Source organism: Brucella lupini (assembly GCF_002252535.1).
In the GTDB taxonomy this organism is placed as follows: domain Bacteria; phylum Pseudomonadota; class Alphaproteobacteria; order Rhizobiales; family Rhizobiaceae; genus Brucella; species Brucella anthropi.
In genome coordinates this window covers 35,776-53,083 of sequence record NZ_NNRN01000046.1, presented here as the reverse complement: position 1 = coordinate 53,083, position 17,308 = coordinate 35,776, and the positions used below count along the sequence as shown (strand labels likewise).

The window sequence follows — 17,308 nt, the reverse complement described above, 5'->3', positions numbered from 1 at the left end:
AGAGCGTGCCTTTCCGGCGCCTTTGATCGCGCCAAAGTCTGCGCGAAAGCGAACGATCAGGAGAAGCAGCAGATGCCCGAAGTCGGTGGCAAGACAATCGAAGTTCTCTTTAGCCCGGACGAGATTGCCGGTCGCAATCTCGAGCTCGCCAAGGCCATTGCTGAACGCAAGTTCCACAACCTGCTGACGATTTCGATCCTGAAGGGTTCCTTCATCTTTGCAGCCGACCTCATCCGCGCAATGCATGATGCGGGCGTGGAGCCCGATGTCGAATTCATCACGGTTTCAAGCTACGGCAAGGGCACGACAAGCGCCGAAGTTCGTCTTCTGCGCGATATCGACAGCGATGTTCGCGACCGCGATGTACTGCTGATCGATGATATTCTGGAGTCTGGAAAGACACTGAAATTCGTTCGCGAACTTATGCTGGAACGCGGAGCGCGGAGCGTCAGCATTGCTGTTCTTCTCGACAAGAGCGTGCGCCGCAAGGTCGATCTTGATGCCGATTTCGTGGCTTTCGAATGCCCCGACTATTTTGTCGTCGGTTATGGCATGGACGTTGGGCACGCCTTCCGCCAGTTGCCTTTTGTCGGTCGTGTGATGGATTAAGGCTCCGGCCTGCTTCTCAATCGAACTTCAGCAGACGCTGCAGATATTCCTTTTCCATCTGCGGCGTCAGGGCATTACCAAGTTTGCGGCGGATTTCATCGAGAATTTCACGCGCGCGCTGAATATCGATTTCACCTGGAATCTTGACGTCATCGTTGAGGCCGCTGTCGCCGGTACCTTGCTGGCGCCCAAGCGGATCCCTTCCCCGACTGCCATTGGCGCCACTTTGCCCCCGACCTTGCTGGCCCATGGCCTGCTGCATTTTCTGCATCATGTCGCGTCCACCGCGACGCAGTGCATCGAGTGCGCTGCCCTGCTGGTCGCTTGCTTCGGCACCTTCGCTGCGGCCCAACGCATCAGTGGCGTTGCCCATTGATTTTCCGGCATCCGAAAAATCCTTGCCGGGTTCAATACCCATGCCTTTCAAATCGTCCATCAGTTTTTGCAGATCGGATTGAAGGTCCTTTTGCTGCTGCTGCAGTTTGCGCATGGTTTCCGCCATATCGGGTGGCACATCGCCTTTCCCGCCCTGACCGTTCTCGCTCTGGCCGTTTTCGGTTTCACCGCCCGGCTGTCCGCCGCCCATGGAACCGTCATCACCCGGGAACATGTTGTCGCCGAATTCGCCCTCACCATCGCTGCCACCGAATTGGCGCTGCATCTTCTGATCGAGATCGAAGGTTTCGTTCATCGTCTTTTGCTGGCGTTGCATTAGCTCGCCGAGCTTGTTCATCTGCTGCTGCATCTGGCCTTGTTGGCCCTGCTGACCTTGTCCCTGACCTTGCTGACCCTGTTGCATCTGTCCCATCTGCAGATTGTTCATCAGGTTCTGCAATTGCGACAGCAGTTCTTCCGCCTGATCGCGTGAGCCCTGACGCGCGAGATTTTCGATCTGGTCCATCATGCGCTGGAGGTCTTTTTCCGTCAGCATTCGCGCGTTGGGATCGGGAGCGGCTTGGCGTGCATTGGGATTCTGTTGCTGGCGCTGGGCGAATTCCCGCAGGAAATCCTGCATCGCCTTGCGTAGCTCTGCCGAAAGCTTTTCGATCTCCTCTTGTGAGGCGCCGTTCTGGAGAGCGTCTTTCAGGGCCTCCTGTGCCTGACGCAGGCGCTTTTCGGCGGCAGACAGATTTCCATCTTCGATGCCAAGGGCCACCTGCCACATATAATCCGCTGCATCGCGCAAGGCGTCATCGCTCCTGGCGAGACGAAGACGTGTACCAATCGTGACCAGACCCAGATAATGGGCTGCATTCTTGATGGTTTCGTCCGGGCGAAGCGTGATTGCCGACAGCATGTCGAGCACATGATCGCGTTGCGTCGCATCGAGCGCGAGGATACGGCGCTGTTCCGCAACGGCGCGGGCAAGTGGATTGCTGAAAGGGCGCTCGGGCAAGGTGATGATCTTGGTTTCGCTGCGACCGGTTTGTCCGGCAGCGTCGGTTACAACGAGCGTGAGCGCAACTTTTTCACCTGCCCAAGGATGCTCGGTCAGGTCTTTCGACGTCGTGGCGTCCTTCACACCGCGGCGCGGCAGTGCAAGCGGCAGTTCCGGTGCATCGTAGAGCGGTGCGGCTTCCTCATCTTCATCATTGTTGAGCGGGATGATCTCACCTTCGGCCTTTACTGGCGCGTAGTCGTCCTCGATCTGATAGGAAAGTTGCAATGTGCCATTCAGCGCGTGTCCCGGCTCTTTCGTGAAGCGGATCGTTGGCGGGTTATCCGGCGTGACGACAAATTTCCAGCGGGCATCGGTGCCGGAAAGCGCTATGGTTTCATCCTGCTGCAAATCGTAGCGGAAGTTGCGGCTTCCATCGACGACGGCCTGTTCTGCAGGCTCCTTCTGGTCTTCCTTCGCGTTTACCGGCTGTACGTCGCGGCGCTCGCCCTTCGCATCGGTCGCAGTCAGGCGCTCGGAACCGCCACCGATCACGCGGACCGACAGAATGCTGCCTTGCGGTACATTGATTGCGGCCTGTTCGCTGTTGTTCGTCGTGGTCAGGAAGACCGGAGCGCGGCCAGTATAGCGCGGCGGCGTTACCCATGCATCGATGCGGGCAACGGCGGTTCCATCGCTTGGACGGATATGAAAGGCGTCGGCAATGCGCCCACTGTTTGGGCTGAGGCTGTAGGCGAAGGCGGTCACGAAGAGCAGGGCGACCACCGCACGAATGCCGAAGGGGTCGTGTTCGGGAACACGCGTATAAGGCAGGCCGGATTGCAGGTTCTTGAGCCGGTCCGCCATGCGGCGCTGGTGTTCCCGCCACAGGGCGACAGCGAATGGATCATGTTCGCCTGTTGCCATATGGCCTGTCTGGACGGAAAGGGGTTCGTGAACGAGACCGTTGATCGCCTCGATACGGCTTGTGACGTCGCTTTCCGCCGGGGTGCGAAACCGGAACGGCAGATAAAGCGCAATGAGGCTGGCAGTACCGAATAGCGTCAGCACGCCGATATGCAGCCAACGGGGCATCATGCCGAACAGGCCGAACCAGCTCAGGCTGGCAAACAGACCGATGATGAGGATTAGTGGCAGGATCAGCGGCCAGAACCGCTCGAAGCTGATCGAAAGAAAGGCACGCAGACGCAGACGGCGCAGGCTGGCGCCATCGCCTGAAAACAGCCGCAGAAAAACATCCCACGCATGACGCGGCGGGTTTTTACTGTCGTTGCTGCTATCTGTCTGCGGGGCCGCCTTAGGGGCAGTCATAGGTCTCGTCTTTCGCGTCAGCCGATTTCGGTTCGGCTGACAGGATAACACGCATCATGGCAAAGGCGAGGCTTTGCCCCGAGATTTATGGGCCATGATAAATGTGGGCCATGAATAATTATGGTCGCGAGACCTATAACCATTCCGGTACGGAATCGAGCGCGAGCAGTTCTTCATAGGTACGGCGCGGACGCACGACATGATAACGGTCGCTGTCAACCAGCACTTCGGGGATGAGCAGACGGCTGTTGTAGGTGCTGGAAAGCACCGCGCCATATGCACCCGTCGTGCAGACGGCAATCAGATCGCCTGGAGCAGGCTTTGCCACTTCCCGGTCGAGGCCGAGATAGTCGCCTGTTTCGCAGACCGGACCGACAAAATCGGCACGAATACGCGGCGCATCATCCTTCGGCAAAGTGACAGGCTTGATGTCGTGGAACGCATCATAAAGCGTCGGACGAATCAAATCGTTCATTGCCGCATCCACGATGACGAAGTTCTTGGCGTCGCCTTCCTTGACGAAGATCACTTCCGTTACCAGAAGCCCGGCATTGCCGACGATCAGGCGGCCCGGTTCGAACACCGTTTTCAGGCCCAGCGGCTTGATGTGCTTGGCGACGATTTCCGCATAGGCGACGGGTAGCGGCGGAGGTGTATTGTCTGTGCGGTAGGGAATGCCGAGTCCCCCGCCAACATCGACGTGGCGGATGTTGTGACCGTCGGCCTGCAGTTCCTTGACCAGTTGCGCCATCAGGGCGAATGCATTGTCGAAGGGTTCGAGGTGGATGATCTGGCTACCGATATGCATATCGATGCCGACCACGTCGAGACCGGGCAGGCTCGCTGCGCGCGCATAAGCCTCACGCGCCTTGACGCGCGGAATGCCGAACTTGTTTTCAGATTTGCCAGTTGAAATCTTGGCGTGGGTCTTCGCATCCACATCGGGATTGATGCGCAGCGATACGGATGCGACCTTGCCTGCCTTGACGGCGCGAGCGGAAAGAATTTCCAGCTCTGGTTCGGATTCAACATTGAAGCAATAGATGCCCGCTTCAAGCGCGAAGTCCATTTCGTGTGGAGTCTTGCCAACGCCTGAAAAGACGATCTTGTTGGCCGGGATGCCTGCAGCAAGCGCCCGGCGGATTTCGCCTTCCGAAACGGTGTCCGCGCCGGCGCCAAGCTTCGCCAGAGTTTTCAGCACGGCCAGGTTCGAATTGGCTTTCAGCGCGTAGGTCACGAGCGTTTCCATGCCGGCGAAGGCTTCGCTGAACACGCGGAAATGACGCTCGATGGTCGCGCGGGAATAAACGTAAAAAGGGGTGCCAACGGCCTGTGCGATTTCAGGCAGGCTGACATTTTCGGCGTGAAGAACGCCGTTGCGATGTTCGAAATGGTTCACGGGAATGCCCTGCAGCAGAAACTTACAACAGCTTGTCGAGGATGATCGGCTTGTCTTCCTTCGGTTTCGGCTTGGTGTGGCCCTGTTCGTCCGTCACGACGGCGGATGGCGGCGGCTCCAGCGGGCCCTTGCGACCGCAAGCGGCGAGCGTTGCCGCAAGCGCGGCGATCAGAAGCACGGAAGAAATGGCGGAGCGGCCTGTCATCAGCGTTGGTTCCCGAAATATATGATCTTGCTCTAAGTTTTGTCTTTACGCATGTCTTCCAAAACCGGTTCCCACTTTTGGAAGACATGCTCTAGGTCTAACTCATAATGCCCGAAAGTGGAATCATCAGTTCGACAGATGATTCCACATGACGTCATGTTGATCGATTATCAGGCCTTGGTGATGCGCTTCTTCCAGTAACGAATCTGGCGACGCACCTCCTGCGGGGCCGTGCCACCGAAGGACTGACGGCTTTTCACTGATTTCTCGACCGTCAGATAGCCGAAAATCGCATCCGTGATGCCCGGATGAATTGACTGCAGTTCCTCAAGTGAAAGCTTTGCCAGATCGACCTTGCGGCTTTCAGCCAGAGCGACTGCGCGACCGGTGACGTGATGTGCCTCACGGAAGGGCAGCCCCAGTTCACGCACCAGCCAGTCGGCGAGATCGGTCGCAGTGGAATAGCCTGAACCGGCCGCCTTTTTCATTGACGCTACATTGATCGTCAGGTCGCGCACCATGCCGGCCATGGCGGCGATGGCGAGTTCCAGGTTTTCAGCTGCATCGAAAACCTGTTCCTTGTCTTCTTGCATGTCCTTGGAGTAGGCGAGCGGCAGTCCCTTCATGATGGTCAAAAGCGCGACCAGCGAACCGTTGATGCGGCCCGTCTTGGCGCGAACCAGTTCTGCTGCATCCGGGTTTTTCTTCTGCGGCATGATCGACGAGCCGGTGGAGAAAGCATCGGACAGGCGCACGAAATTGAATTGCGGCGTCGACCAGATGACGATTTCTTCCGCAAGGCGCGACAGATGACCGGCGCAGATCGCAGCAAGCGACAGAAACTCCAGCGCATAGTCGCGGTCGGAAACGCTATCGAGAGAATTGCGGGTCGGTTCGCGAAAGCCGAGCGCCTTGGCTGTCATATGGCGGTCGATCGGGAAGCCCGTGCCTGCAAGGGCTGCAGCACCCAAAGGCGATTCGTCCATACGTTCGATTGCGTCACGCACGCGCGACAGGTCGCGACCGAACATTTCGACATAGGCCATGCAATGATGACCAAAAGTGACAGGCTGCGCGGTCTGGAGATGGGTGAAACCCGGCATGACCGTCGCCGCATGTTCTTCGGCACGTTCCAGAAACGCTTCGATCAGATTCTTGAGGGCGGCGGCGGTCTTTTCCAGTTCCTGCTTCACCCAGAGGCGAAAGTCGACGGCCACCTGATCGTTACGCGAACGGGCGGTGTGGAGCCGTCCGGCGGACGGGCCGATCAGATCGGCAAGCCGCGCCTCGATGTTCATATGAATGTCTTCAAGCTTGCGCGAGAAGGTGAACTTGCCGTCCTCGATTTCCTTGAGGATGGTTTTCAGACCATCTTCGATTTGTCGATGGTCTTCTGCCGCAATAATGCCTGTCTTTGCCAGCATGGCTGCATGGGCGAGCGAGCCTTGAATATCCTGCGCATAGAGCTTGCGGTCGAAGCCGATCGATGCATTGATCTCTTCCATGATCGCATCGGGCCCTGAGGCAAAACGGCCGCCCCACATCTGGTTGCTTGATTTTTGTTCGCTCATGCTCATATGCCCCGAGTGACGGTTTGGCGGAATATTGGAAAGAAGTAACGCGACATGGCAGAAGACAACGAAAAGGCGAATTCCGAACAGCAGGCGAAATCGGGAAATCGCAAGATCGTCCTTCTTGCCGCCCTTGCCGGTGTCATTGCCGGTATCGGGGCGGTATACGTGATGGAGCGCCCTTCTGGCAATGTGGTTGCCCAGAATGTTTCGACGAATGTTTCAGCGGAAAGCGATGAAGCTTCGGCACAATGCGTATTGAAAGCGGATAAGCTTAAGGCACTTGATACAGCTGCCACCGGGGGCGTGGCGGCGATGCGTGCCGCTGAAAAGCCGATTTCCGTCTCGCATATTGCTTTCACAGGTCCGGATGGAAAGCAGATGACGCTCGGCGATTTCAAGGGCAAGACACTGCTGGTCAATCTCTGGGCAACATGGTGCGCGCCTTGCCGCGAGGAAATGCCCGCCCTCGACAAACTGGAAGCCGATAAGGGTGGCGACGATTTCGAAGTCGTCGCAATCAACATCGACACTGGTTCGGATGACAAGCCCAAAGGCTTTCTGAACGAAATCGGCATCAAGAATCTGACGCTACACCGGGACGCTTCCATGTCGAGCTTCAACGAACTGAAGCGCAAGAATCTGGCCTTCGGCCTTCCAGTGACGCTGCTGGTCGACAAGGACGGCTGCCAGATTGCATCCATGAACGGTCCGGCGCCATGGGATAGCCCGGAAGCGGCTAAACTCATCGAAGCGGCAAAGAATCTTTAGCCTCGACAAACGACGAAATCAGTGGCTTGCTCCCTTTTTAAGAGAGAGAGCTGCCCATGAGCCTTGAAGTCTGGCTTGCATTTTCCGCCGCGTCCATCGTGCTTCTGGTCATCCCGGGGCCGACCGTCTTGCTCGTCGTCTCATATGCCTTGGGGCAGGGCTGGAAAGCGGCTTTCCCGATGGCTGTCGGTGTCGCCCTTGGCGACTTTACCGCGATGACGCTTTCCATGCTTGGTGTGGGTGCGCTGCTGGCAGCGTCGGCAACCGTGTTCACCGCCGTTAAATGGGCAGGTGCCGCTTATCTGATCTGGCTCGGCATAAAACTGTTTCGCGCTGGTGGAACACTTCATGCCAGTGCCCGACACGACAAGGTGCATCCGGCGCGGATGCTGGTTCATGCGTGGCTCGTGACAGCGCTCAATCCGAAGAGCATCACCTTTTTCGTTGCTTTTCTTCCGCAGTTTCTTAGCCCGCACCGGGATTTCCTCACCCAGATGCTGGTTTTCGAAAGCACGTTCCTCGTACTCGCTTTCCTCAATGCTTTTACCTATGCACTTCTGGCGACCCGGGCACGCCGCTTCTTCTCAAGCGAACGCGCGCTGCGCATTTTCAATCGGGCTGGCGGAACATTGCTGATCGGTGCTGGCGTCGCGACTGCCTCAATGCGATCAACCTGAGACGAAACCCGCGCGTTTTAGCCGGACGATGGCAAGATCAAGTGCGGAAAGGAATGCAGAGCGGTCCTTGGGCGAAAATGGAGCGGGTCCGCCTGTAACTTCGCCTGCGGAACGCAAACTATCCATCAGATTGCGCGTCGCCAGCGTGTTGCCGATGGTGCTTTGGGTGTGAACGCGTCCGTTCGGTGCGATCACCGAAGCGCCTTTTTCGAGCGAGCGGCTTGCCAAAGGAATGTCGGCGGTAATCACGATTGCACCCGGTCGCGAATTCTCGGCGATCCAGTCGTCGGCGGCGTCGAGCTTGTCCGATACGATAACCCGTTCCACACGCTCCGCATCGCGGGGAATGGCAATGAAACTGTTGGCCACCAGCATGACCGGCAGATTGTGCCGTTCCGCCACGCGATAGATTTCAGCTTTCACCGGGCAGGCGTCAGCATCGACGAGAATGCGGATGGTTTCAGGTTCAATGTTCATGCCGCTTCATAAAATGCGGGCGGCTGTTTGGCAAATTCAACGCTGCGATCAGTTTTATGCGATAGGCGTTCGCCGCAAAGCGGTATAAGGCGGGCCGCGAAAGTGAGAGTTCTGCCATGGCCGCCCGTTTGTTCCCCGTCATGTTTGTCCTGCTTTGGGCCACCGGTTTTATCGGAGCCGGGCTTTCCATGCCTTATGCCGAACCATTTACTTTCATGGCGGTGCGTTTTTCCATCGCGGCTGTCATCATGACACTTTGGGCGCTGGCGAGCCGGAGTATCTGGCCGAAAGGCGATGTGCTTCTTCATGCGGCGATTGCCGGTTGTCTCATCCACGGTGTTTATCTTTCCGCCTTGTTCTGGGCCGTTCACCACGGCCTGCCTGCGGGAATGTCAGGTCTGGTGGCGGGCCTTCAGCCGATGTTGACCACGCTGATTGCGGCCATTCTTCTGGGAGAACGAGCGAGCGGGCGGCAATGGACGGGGCTTCTGATCGGTTTCTGCGGCGTCGCCATGGTGGTATGGCCGAAGTTTTCGGCTGGCAGCGGTGTCGATCCGAAAAGCCTGGCGGCGGCATTTTTGGCTGTGGTGGCGATCAGCACTGGCACAGTCTGGCAGAAGCGGTTCGGCACGGCTGGTGATCTCAAGGCCGGGACGGCGGTGCAATACATCGCTGCGGCCATTTTGACTGCTATCTGTGCCTTTGCTTTCGAAACACGCGTCATGATCTGGTCGCCATCGCTGATTTTTGCTCTGGTCTGGCTGACGCTTGCTATTTCTATCGGTGCCATTCTGGCGCTTCTCGTCATGATCCGCGAAGGCGCCATGTCGAAAGTCGCATCGTTGTTCTATCTGGTGCCCGGCACCGCCGCGATCATGGCCTATCTGATTTTTGGTGAAACGCTATCGGCAATCCAGATTGCAGGTATGGTGGTGACGACGCTTGGCGTTGCACTGACTACTTTACGTCGATGAGCTCGGGTTGTTGTTCGCGCTTGCGAAAAATCATGATCGCGGCGTTTATTTCCGCACCGATGATGAAAATTGCCGAGAGCATATAGAGAAAGACGATGGCCACCATGATGGAGGCGAGGCCCGCATAGGTCGTCACATAGGTGGCGAAAGTTTCCAGATATTTTGCGAAGGCCATCGCGGCGGCAAGCCAGGCGATGAGCGTGATCAATATGCCGGGCAGTATGTCACCGAGGCTGCGGCGTCCGGCTGGAAGCCAGATATGCACCATGAACAGTGCCAGAACCAGAACCCCCACTGCCACAGTATAGCGCCAGAACGCAATCGTGCCTGTGAACGGCGCTATATCGGGAAACCATTGTTCGGCAAGACGCACGGCAAGCGGGGCCAGAACCAGCAGAAAGCTGATTGCCATCAGGCTCAGAGTGCCGACGAGAACGAAGCCCAGACTTTGCAAGCGGCAGAAAATGATCGAGCGCTGGTCGGTGACGCGATAGGCTCGGTTGAGCGCGATGCGCAGCGCCTCCACGCCGTTGGAGGCGAAATAGGCCGCTGCAATAACGCTCAATGTCAGAAGTCCGCTGCGCTGCACGGTCAGCACGTTCATCACTTCGTTGGCAATTGGGGCTGCGATGTTCGACGGCCACATATCGAAGATGACATGCACCGCCGTATCGGCGAATTCCTTGGTGCCGAGAAAGCTTGCAAGCGTTGTGGCAAAGATAAGGAACGGAAACAATGCCATCAGGCCGGAAAGGGCTATATGGCTAGCGAAGGCCCAGCCATCGTCCGAACTGAAATGACCGATGACATCATAGGTGATCTGACGGAGAAAACGTCTGATTTTTCGCATCCGCAGATTTGTCCCTCAAAGCCCTGATCGGTATTCGATAGTGTTCAGCCGGTGTTTCAAGGCCTTAAATCTAGCATTGGTCTGCGGATTGCAAGGGCGCGACCCGTTTTAAACCGGAGCCGAATCAAGCAAGCTTGGCGAAATGACAGCGGGAAACGAACATATGGCTCCGGCACAAACCGGTCAGAACCGACAGCGTAATATCATCATCACCGGCTGTTCCTCCGGTATCGGTGCCTATTGTGCCGAAGCACTGCACAGTCAAGGCTGGCGCGTCTTTGCGACCGCCCGCAAGGATGCGGATATTGCGGCACTCAAGGCGCAGGGAATGGAAGCGCATTATCTCGACTATACGGAACCGCAGTCGATCGCGGTCTTAGCCGATGAGGTGCTGCGCCAGACGGACGGCAAGCTCGATGCCCTGTTCAATAATGGTGCTTATGCTCAACCCGGCGCGATAGAGGACTTGCCGGTCGAAGCCTTACGCCAGCAGTTCGAAGCCAATTTCTTCGGTTGGCACGACCTTACCCGACGCGTGGTTCCGGTCATGCGCAGGCAAGGGCATGGGCGCATCGTGCATTGCTCGTCGATCCTCGGCCTCGTACCGATGAAATGGCGCGGTGCTTATGTGGCGTCAAAGTTTGCGCTTGAAGGACTGATGCTTGCGCAGCGCATGGAGCTGGAAGGCTCCGGTATCGATGTGTCGCTGATCGAGCCTGGCCCGATTGCTTCGCGCTTCACTTACAACGCCGCCAGCCACGCCAGAGCCAATATCGACATGGAAGCTTCGGTGCATCGCGAGCTTTACCAGCGCCAGATGGCGAAACTGGAAGGCGGCGGTACAAAATCCAAGAACAAGCTTGGACCGGAAGCCGTCTATGCTGTACTGCTTCATGCATTGGAGGCGCCGCGTCCCCGCCCGCATTATGTGGTGACGAGACCGGCGAAACTTGGGTCACTGGCACGGCGCCTGATGCCGGCACGCTGGCTCTACCGGATGCTGTCCGACCAGTCATGAGGTCAGGAACAGTGCGCGTGGGAAGGAAATAAAATGGACGTTCTGTTCAAGGGCGCGGCAATGGTGGCCATGTTTGCTGTGGCCGTCGTTCTGATCATCGGTCTGCGCAACATGATGCGCGGCGGTGACGGCAATTTCTCGAACAAGATGATGCAGCTGCGTGTTTTCCTGCAGTTCATTGCCATCGTTCTGATCGTTGGTGCGATCTATTTTGCCCGCCAGAAAACTGGCCAGTAAATATGGTCAAGCTCAACAAGATCTATACCCGGACGGGCGACAAGGGCACGACCGGACTTGCCAGCGGACCACGGCGGCTGAAGTCGGACCTGCGCGTCGAAGCCTATGGTACGGTGGATGAAACCAATGCCTGCATTGGCATGGCGCGCCTTCACACCGGCGGCGAAGATAATCCTCATGCGCAAATCGATGCCATGCTGGGCCGTATCCAGAACGATCTTTTCGACCTTGGCGCGGATCTTTCGACGCCGGATGATGGCAAGCCGCTCGCCTACGAACCTTTGCGCATCGTCGCATCGCAGGTTTCGCGTGTGGAAGCCGATATTGACCTCCTCAATACCGATTTGCAGCCGCTGCGTTCGTTCATTCTTCCGGGCGGCTCGGCGGCATCTGCCGCGTTGCATCTCGCTCGCACGGTTTCACGCCGGGCTGAACGCCTGATGGTTGCGCTTGCTCGCGTCGAAGGAGAGGTCGTTTCGGCGGAGGCTTTGCAATATATCAACCGCCTCTCCGATTTCCTGTTCGTGGCGTCGCGAACCGTCAACGATAACGGCGCGCAGGACGTTCTCTGGGTGCCCGGCGCCAACCGTTAGAGCATGTCTCCCGAAAGTGGGAACCGGTTTCGGGATAAAGACATGCGAAAAGACAAACATTTAGAGCGCCGGTCTGATTCAATCAGATCGATACGCGCTCTAAACGCCACGTCTGTTGCCCCAGATCAGCACGTGAAGCTGGGGCAGGACGTGCGCTTCGTACCAGCCATCCGCAATTACCTTTTCGACCAGCCATTCCATTCGCCGCATGATGCCGTCGATATCGATTGCGGCATCATGTGCTTCGGGCGGCGGCGGTGTGTGATTGCCGGGCTGGAGATAGACCGGTAGACTGGAATATTGACTGGCTACATCTTTCGCGAAGGCATAATCAGCATCGTCGAAGATGACGAATTTCAGCACCGTTCGCGGCGTTCTGCCTGCAGCCTCGACACAGACCGCAAGCGCATCGAAATCGGCATCCATACCGCTTGAAGGCGGCTTTGGGCTCAGTACCAGTGTGTCGAGCGCGGAAAACCAGTCTTGCGCGACCGATCCTTGGGTTTCCAGTGCAAAGCGATAGCCATCGGTCTTGCCGTGCTCGATCAAGGGTCCCAGCGGTTGAATGGCCGGATTGCCGCCAGAAAGTGACACTTTTAGTGGCTTATTTCGGGAAAGTGTCGTCACTTGATCCCAAACTGCCTCCACGCTCATCGCTTTCCACTCGCGACGAAAACGGCTTTCGACGGCATGCAGGCTATCGCACCAGACGCAGCGATAATCGCAGCCACCGGTTCGCACGAAGACGGTCGGCTCACCGATCAGCACACCTTCGCCCTGTATCGTGGGGCCGAAAATCTCTGCGATGCGTATTTGCGTCACGGTCTGTACTCGGCCCATGTCTTGGGCGTTTCACTGACCCGCACGGCGGAAATTTCCGGCCAGCGCGCATAACACCATTCGAAAAAATGCCGGGCGAGGGTTTCAGCCGTGCTCTGGTCGTGGCCCAGAACATCGTTGAGATGGCGGTGGTCAAAACAATCATCGATGTGGCGCTTGAACGGCGCCAGCTCATGATAATCACGGACAAAGCCGTGCTGGTTAAGATCGTCAGCCGAGAGCTCGACCTCAACAATATAATTGTGGCCGTGCAGGCGGGCGCATTGATGATCGTCCGGCAGCCCGGTCAACTGATGCGATGCGGAGAAATGAAATTCCTTGGTAATGCGAAACATCAGGCGTTCCTCTTCTCGATTGCCGAGCGCCAGAAATCCGCATCTTCATAAAGGGTCGGATCCTGGATGCCGGCGAGATGGAAGGCTTCGCGTCGCTCGACGCAGGTGCCGCAGCGTCCGCAGTGATGTTCGCCGCCCTTGTAGCAGGACCATGTCGCGGCAAAGGGCGCACCGTATTTTGCGCCGTCGATAACGATATCGGCTTTGGATGCATGCACATAAGGCGCGAGCAGTTTTATGTCCGCGTAACCGTCCAATGCATGGTTCTGCATCGTCTGGAAGGCATCGATAAAACCGGGGCGGCAGTCGGGATAAATGAAGTGATCGCCGCCATGGACGGCAAGGGCTATCGCCTCAGCTTTTTGGGCAACGGCCACGCCGAATGCTATTGCCAGCATGATCGCATTGCGGTTCGGAACGACGGTGATCTTCATCGTTTCTTCGGCATAGTGTCCGTCCGGCACATCGATATTGTCAGTGAGTGCGGAGCCGGTCAGGCTGGCGCCGATGTTGGTGATATCGATGATCTGGTGGGGAATGCCGAGCCTTTCGGCGCAGGCTTTGGCCGAATCCAGTTCCTTTTTGTGGCGCTGGCCATAGTCGAAGGAGAGGAGGGCGGTGAGTTGGTGTTCGCTTGCAATTCTGTAAGCAAGCGAAACGGAATCGAGTCCGCCGGAGCAGACGACGAGCGTTTTCATAAGTCAGGGTTCCTTGTTTTGACCGGGTAGGCTGCGACCGGATTGCGAGGCGTTACCTAAAGCATGGCGCATCGCTTGTAAACGACATGAAAACGGGAGGTGTCGGGTTGCTCGGTTTTGGAATGACCTCTTGTCAGAATAAATTGATTTTAATCGATATAGCGGCCTGTGCCTGATTGACGTGCACGTCAACCGCCTTTAGGTTTCGTGCCGGTTCCCGGCGGATAGGCAGCGCATTTGCGTCATAACCCAAGTTGCGCTGGTGCCGCTTTCATGTCGGATTTTGACATGCGGGTGGGAGTTCACGGCGGCATAGTCGTGCTGCAAGAGTCATTGAAGAGGTAATCGCGGATGAAAGTCCTTGTCGCAGTGAAACGGGTTGTCGATTACAACGTAAAGATCCGTGTAAAGGGAGACGGTTCGGGCGTTGAGCTTGCGAACGTCAAGATGTCGATGAACCCTTTCGATGAGATCGCGGTTGAAGAAGCGATCCGTCTGAAGGAAGCGGGCAAGGTGACGGAAATCGTCGCGGTTTCGGTCGGCCCGGCACAGGCACAGGAAACGCTGCGTACCGCACTTGCCATGGGCGCCGATCGTGCGATCCTGGTGAAGTCGGACGAAACGGTTGAGCCGCTTGGCGTTGCCAAGGTTCTCAAGGGCGTGGTCGATGCGGAAAAGCCGGATCTCGTCTTCCTCGGCAAGCAGGCAATCGACGATGATTCCAACCAGACTGGCCAGATGCTTTCGGCCCTTCTCAACTGGAGCCAGGCGACGTTCGCCTCGAAGGTGGAACTGGGCGACGGTTCGGCCAAGGTAACGCGCGAAGTTGATGGTGGTCTCCAGACCATCGACGTGAAGCTTCCGGCTATCGTTACGGTCGATCTTCGTTTGAACCAGCCGCGCTATGCGTCGCTGCCGAACATCATGAAGGCCAAGAAGAAGCCGCTGGACGAGAAGTCGCCTGCCGATTTCGGCGCCGACATTGCGCCGCGTCTCAAGGTCCTGAAGACTGAAGAGCCGGGTGGCCGCAAGGCTGGCGTGAAGGTCGGTTCAGTTTCTGAACTGGTCGAGAAGCTCAAGGCCGACGGCGTACTCTAAAGAAATCGGAAGGGACGATATAAATGGCTATTCTTCTTATTGCCGAACATGACAATGCAACCCTTTCCGACCAGACGGCGAAGGCGCTGACGGCGGCTGCCCAGATCGGCGGCGACGTGGATGTTCTGGTTGCAGGCAAGGGCGCGAAGGCTGCAGCCGATGCTGCCGCCAAGCTCAAGGGTGTGCGTAAGGTTCTGCTTGCTGAAAGCGATGGACTGGAAAACCGTCTGGCCGAGCCAACGGCCGCTCTCATCGTGGAACTGGCAGGCAATTACGACACGATCATTGCTCCGGCAACGACCTCGGCCAAGAACATCCTGCCGCGCGTTGCAGCGCTTCTCGATGTGATGCAGTTGTCCGAAATCATGGAAGTCGTGTCGGCTGATACGTTCAAGCGTCCGATCTATGCGGGCAATGCGATCCAGACGGTCCAGTCGACCGATGCAAAGAAGGTTATCACCGTGCGTACCGCGTCGTTCCAGGCAACGGGCGAAGGTGGTTCGGCTGCAGTTGAAAGCGTCAATGCAGCAGCCGATCCGGCGCTGTCGAGCTTCGTCGGCAATGCATTGTCGGATTCGGACCGTCCGGAACTGACCTCGGCCAAGATCATCATCTCCGGCGGTCGTGCGCTCGGTTCTGCCGAAAAGTTCCAGGAAGTGATCCTGCCGGTTGCCGACAAGCTTGGTGCAGCGGTCGGCGCAAGCCGTGCTGCAGTCGATGCGGGCTACGCGCCGAACGACTGGCAGGTTGGCCAGACCGGCAAGGTGGTTGCCCCGGATCTCTACATCGCCGTCGGAATCTCCGGTGCGATCCAGCATCTGGCCGGTATGAAGGACAGTCGCGTGATCGTGGCGATCAACAAGGACGAGGAAGCGCCGATCTTCCAGGTGGCCGATTACGGCCTCGTCGGCGATCTCTTTACGATCCTGCCGGAACTGCAAAAAGCGCTTTAATCGATCAGAAAGCGGCGGGCTAGTCCCGCCGCTTTTTCATTTGGAAAGCCTTCTGATACGAAAGCGCTGTTTTGCCTTTCTCTGAATGAGGGCTGTATCCGTCTCGGGCAGAATTGGTATAGTGAAGCATCTCCAGCAAAAGTGCGAAGCGGTTTTGCGTTGGACAATGCGAAAAGACAAAGACAGAGCATTTCCAGCAAAAGTGCGAAGCGGTTTTGCTGGGGGTAATATGTAAGAACAAAAGTTAGAGCATATGCTCTCGGCCTCGGCTCTGTTGTGGAGCGGCTGAATGAAGGAGTTATGACTGTGGCAATCAAGACGGTAGGGGTGGTCGGCGCAGGACAGATGGGCAGCGGTATTGCTCATGTATGCGCGCTGGCCGGGTTCGATGTGCTTCTTCACGATGCGGCAGCGGACCGGCTGGAAAAGGGCATCGCCACCATCAATGGCAACATGGCGCGTCAGGTTGCCTCAGGCAAACTGCTGGAAGACCAACGCGCAGCGGCGATGAAGCTTATCCGTCCGGCAAATTCCATGGAGGATCTGGCGGGTGTCGATCTAGCCATCGAAGCGGCAACGGAAGACGAAACCGTCAAGCGCAAGATTTTTGCGCAGCTTTGCACGGTTCTGAACCCCGAAGCGATTCTCGCAACCAACACGTCGTCGATCTCGATCACACGTCTCGCATCCACGACCGACCGTCCAGAGCGTTTTATCGGCATTCATTTCATGAATCCCGTTCCTGTGATGAAGCTTGTCGAACTGGTGCGCGGCATCGCAACGGATGAGGAAACCTTCCGCAAGTCGAACGATTTCGTGACCGCGCTTGGCAAGACGATAACCGTTGCCGAAGATTTTCCGGCCTTTATTGTCAATCGCATTCTGTTGCCGATGATCAACGAGGCCATCTACACGCTTTATGAAGGGGTCGGCAGCGTCGAAGCTATCGATACAGCCATGAAGCTAGGCGCCAACCACCCGATGGGGCCGCTACAGCTCGCCGATTTCATTGGCCTCGATACCTGCCTCTCCATCATGCAGGTTCTGCACGACGGGCTAGCGGATTCCAAGTATCGCCCGTGCCCGCTTCTGGTCAAATATGTCGAAGCAGGCTGGCTGGGACGCAAGACGGGTCGCGGCTTTTACGATTATCGTGGTGAGCATCCGGTTCCGACGCGGTAAGGCGCTTGAATTTTTGAGCATGAAAGGCCGGTTAAAACCGGCCTTTTTCAATTGTGGCGATAATTCGCGACCTGTGGAAAAGCTTCAACATCCTTACCATTAACTTACCCT

The 17,308-nt window shown here is 57.1% G+C and carries 19 protein-coding genes; 10 read left to right on the top strand and 9 right to left on the bottom strand.

The window, feature by feature from the left end; translation table 11 throughout:
- The first annotated feature begins 72 nt into the window (after nt 1–72).
- Nucleotides 73–609, top strand: a complete 537-nt coding sequence (gene hpt, locus CES86_RS11745) for a hypoxanthine phosphoribosyltransferase (protein WP_010657532.1) — start codon at nt 73–75, stop codon at nt 607–609.
- A 16-nt stretch (nt 610–625) separates the two neighbouring features.
- Here hpt and CES86_RS11740 read toward each other — a convergent pair whose 3' ends face one another.
- The 4 genes from CES86_RS11740 to argH all read right to left on the bottom strand — a co-directional run bounded on the left by CES86_RS11740 (nt 626) and on the right by argH (nt 6,494).
- A complete protein-coding gene (locus CES86_RS11740) occupies nt 626–3,319 on the bottom strand; it encodes a TIGR02302 family protein (protein ID WP_094514452.1) in 2,694 nt (897 codons plus the stop codon).
- A gap of 133 nt (nt 3,320–3,452) precedes the next feature.
- The gene (gene lysA / locus CES86_RS11735; protein ID WP_094514451.1) at nt 3,453–4,718 is read right to left on the bottom strand and encodes a diaminopimelate decarboxylase; all 1,266 of its coding nucleotides are present in this window, start codon (nt 4,716–4,718) and stop codon (nt 3,453–3,455) included.
- Between the two features lie 22 nt (nt 4,719–4,740).
- Nucleotides 4,741–4,923: an LPS translocon maturation chaperone LptM gene (gene lptM, locus CES86_RS11730; RefSeq protein ID WP_006467922.1), complete on the bottom strand. Its 183-nt coding sequence runs from the start codon at nt 4,921–4,923 to the stop codon at nt 4,741–4,743.
- 170 nt (nt 4,924–5,093) lie between these two features.
- Nucleotides 5,094–6,494 (bottom strand): argininosuccinate lyase, encoded by a 1,401-nt coding sequence (gene argH / locus CES86_RS11725; protein ID WP_012091178.1) that lies wholly within the window; start codon nt 6,492–6,494, stop codon nt 5,094–5,096.
- A 54-nt stretch (nt 6,495–6,548) separates the two neighbouring features.
- On the opposite strand from argH, the gene tlpA reads away from it, so the two are divergent.
- Nucleotides 6,549–7,265 (top strand): thiol:disulfide interchange protein TlpA, encoded by a 717-nt coding sequence (gene tlpA / locus CES86_RS11720; RefSeq protein WP_094514449.1) that lies wholly within the window; start codon nt 6,549–6,551, stop codon nt 7,263–7,265.
- 56 nt (nt 7,266–7,321) lie between these two features.
- Complete coding sequence (locus tag CES86_RS11715; protein WP_012091180.1) at nt 7,322–7,942, top strand: LysE family translocator; 621 nt, start codon at nt 7,322–7,324, stop codon at nt 7,940–7,942.
- Here the strand turns inward: CES86_RS11715 and CES86_RS11710 are convergent.
- A complete protein-coding gene (locus CES86_RS11710) occupies nt 7,934–8,419 on the bottom strand; it encodes a YaiI/YqxD family protein (RefSeq protein WP_012091181.1) in 486 nt (161 codons plus the stop codon). The two genes, CES86_RS11715 and CES86_RS11710, sit on opposite strands and share 9 nt — an antisense overlap.
- A 116-nt stretch (nt 8,420–8,535) precedes the next feature.
- On the opposite strand from CES86_RS11710, the gene CES86_RS11705 reads away from it, so the two are divergent.
- Nucleotides 8,536–9,393, top strand: coding sequence for a DMT family transporter (locus CES86_RS11705; RefSeq protein ID WP_010657525.1), 858 nt, complete (start codon nt 8,536–8,538; stop codon nt 9,391–9,393).
- Here the strand turns inward: CES86_RS11705 and CES86_RS11700 are convergent.
- Nucleotides 9,377–10,243 carry a YihY/virulence factor BrkB family protein gene (locus CES86_RS11700; protein ID WP_012091182.1) on the bottom strand — a complete coding sequence of 289 codons (867 nt, stop codon included), beginning with the start codon at nt 10,241–10,243 and terminating at the stop codon, nt 9,377–9,379. The two genes, CES86_RS11705 and CES86_RS11700, sit on opposite strands and share 17 nt — an antisense overlap.
- 163 nt (nt 10,244–10,406) lie before the next feature.
- Here CES86_RS11700 and CES86_RS11695 point away from each other — a divergent pair, with 163 nt between their 5' ends.
- From CES86_RS11695 to CES86_RS11685, 3 genes are read left to right on the top strand one after another with little or no spacing between them, the layout of a single operon-like run.
- On the top strand, nt 10,407–11,261 hold the full coding sequence (locus CES86_RS11695; RefSeq protein ID WP_012091183.1) for an SDR family oxidoreductase: 855 nt from the start codon (nt 10,407–10,409) through the stop codon (nt 11,259–11,261).
- Nucleotides 11,262–11,294: 33 nt separating this feature from the next.
- Entirely contained in the window at nt 11,295–11,498 is a 204-nt protein-coding gene (locus tag CES86_RS11690) for a twin transmembrane helix small protein (protein ID WP_010657522.1), read from the top strand.
- A 2-nt stretch (nt 11,499–11,500) separates the two neighbouring features.
- Nucleotides 11,501–12,091, top strand: a complete 591-nt coding sequence (locus tag CES86_RS11685) for a cob(I)yrinic acid a,c-diamide adenosyltransferase (protein ID WP_012091184.1) — start codon at nt 11,501–11,503, stop codon at nt 12,089–12,091.
- A 99-nt stretch (nt 12,092–12,190) separates the two neighbouring features.
- Here CES86_RS11685 and queE read toward each other — a convergent pair whose 3' ends face one another.
- Genes queE through queC form a run of 3 tightly spaced genes read right to left on the bottom strand, consistent with a single transcriptional unit; the run spans nt 12,191 to nt 13,964 of the window.
- A complete protein-coding gene (gene queE, locus CES86_RS11680; protein ID WP_094514448.1) occupies nt 12,191–12,931 on the bottom strand; it encodes a 7-carboxy-7-deazaguanine synthase QueE in 741 nt (246 codons plus the stop codon).
- Complete coding sequence (queD, locus tag CES86_RS11675) at nt 12,910–13,266, bottom strand: 6-carboxytetrahydropterin synthase QueD (protein WP_094514446.1); 357 nt, start codon at nt 13,264–13,266, stop codon at nt 12,910–12,912. The genes queE and queD overlap by 22 nt, the downstream gene beginning before the upstream one ends.
- Nucleotides 13,266–13,964 (bottom strand): 7-cyano-7-deazaguanine synthase QueC, encoded by a 699-nt coding sequence (gene queC, locus CES86_RS11670; RefSeq protein WP_094514444.1) that lies wholly within the window; start codon nt 13,962–13,964, stop codon nt 13,266–13,268. Before queC ends, queD begins: the two co-directional genes overlap by 1 nt.
- Nucleotides 13,965–14,315: 351 nt before the next feature.
- On the opposite strand from queC, the gene CES86_RS11665 reads away from it, so the two are divergent.
- The 3 genes from CES86_RS11665 (at nt 14,316) to CES86_RS11655 (ending at nt 17,197) form a co-directional block, all read left to right on the top strand.
- On the top strand, nt 14,316–15,062 hold the full coding sequence (locus CES86_RS11665; RefSeq protein WP_010657517.1) for an electron transfer flavoprotein subunit beta/FixA family protein: 747 nt from the start codon (nt 14,316–14,318) through the stop codon (nt 15,060–15,062).
- Nucleotides 15,063–15,085: 23 nt separating this feature from the next.
- The gene (locus CES86_RS11660; RefSeq protein WP_012091187.1) at nt 15,086–16,015 is read left to right on the top strand and encodes an electron transfer flavoprotein subunit alpha/FixB family protein; all 930 of its coding nucleotides are present in this window, start codon (nt 15,086–15,088) and stop codon (nt 16,013–16,015) included.
- Nucleotides 16,016–16,321: 306 nt separating this feature from the next.
- Nucleotides 16,322–17,197, top strand: coding sequence for a 3-hydroxybutyryl-CoA dehydrogenase (locus CES86_RS11655; RefSeq protein ID WP_012091188.1), 876 nt, complete (start codon nt 16,322–16,324; stop codon nt 17,195–17,197).
- Nucleotides 17,198–17,308 lie beyond the last annotated feature (111 nt).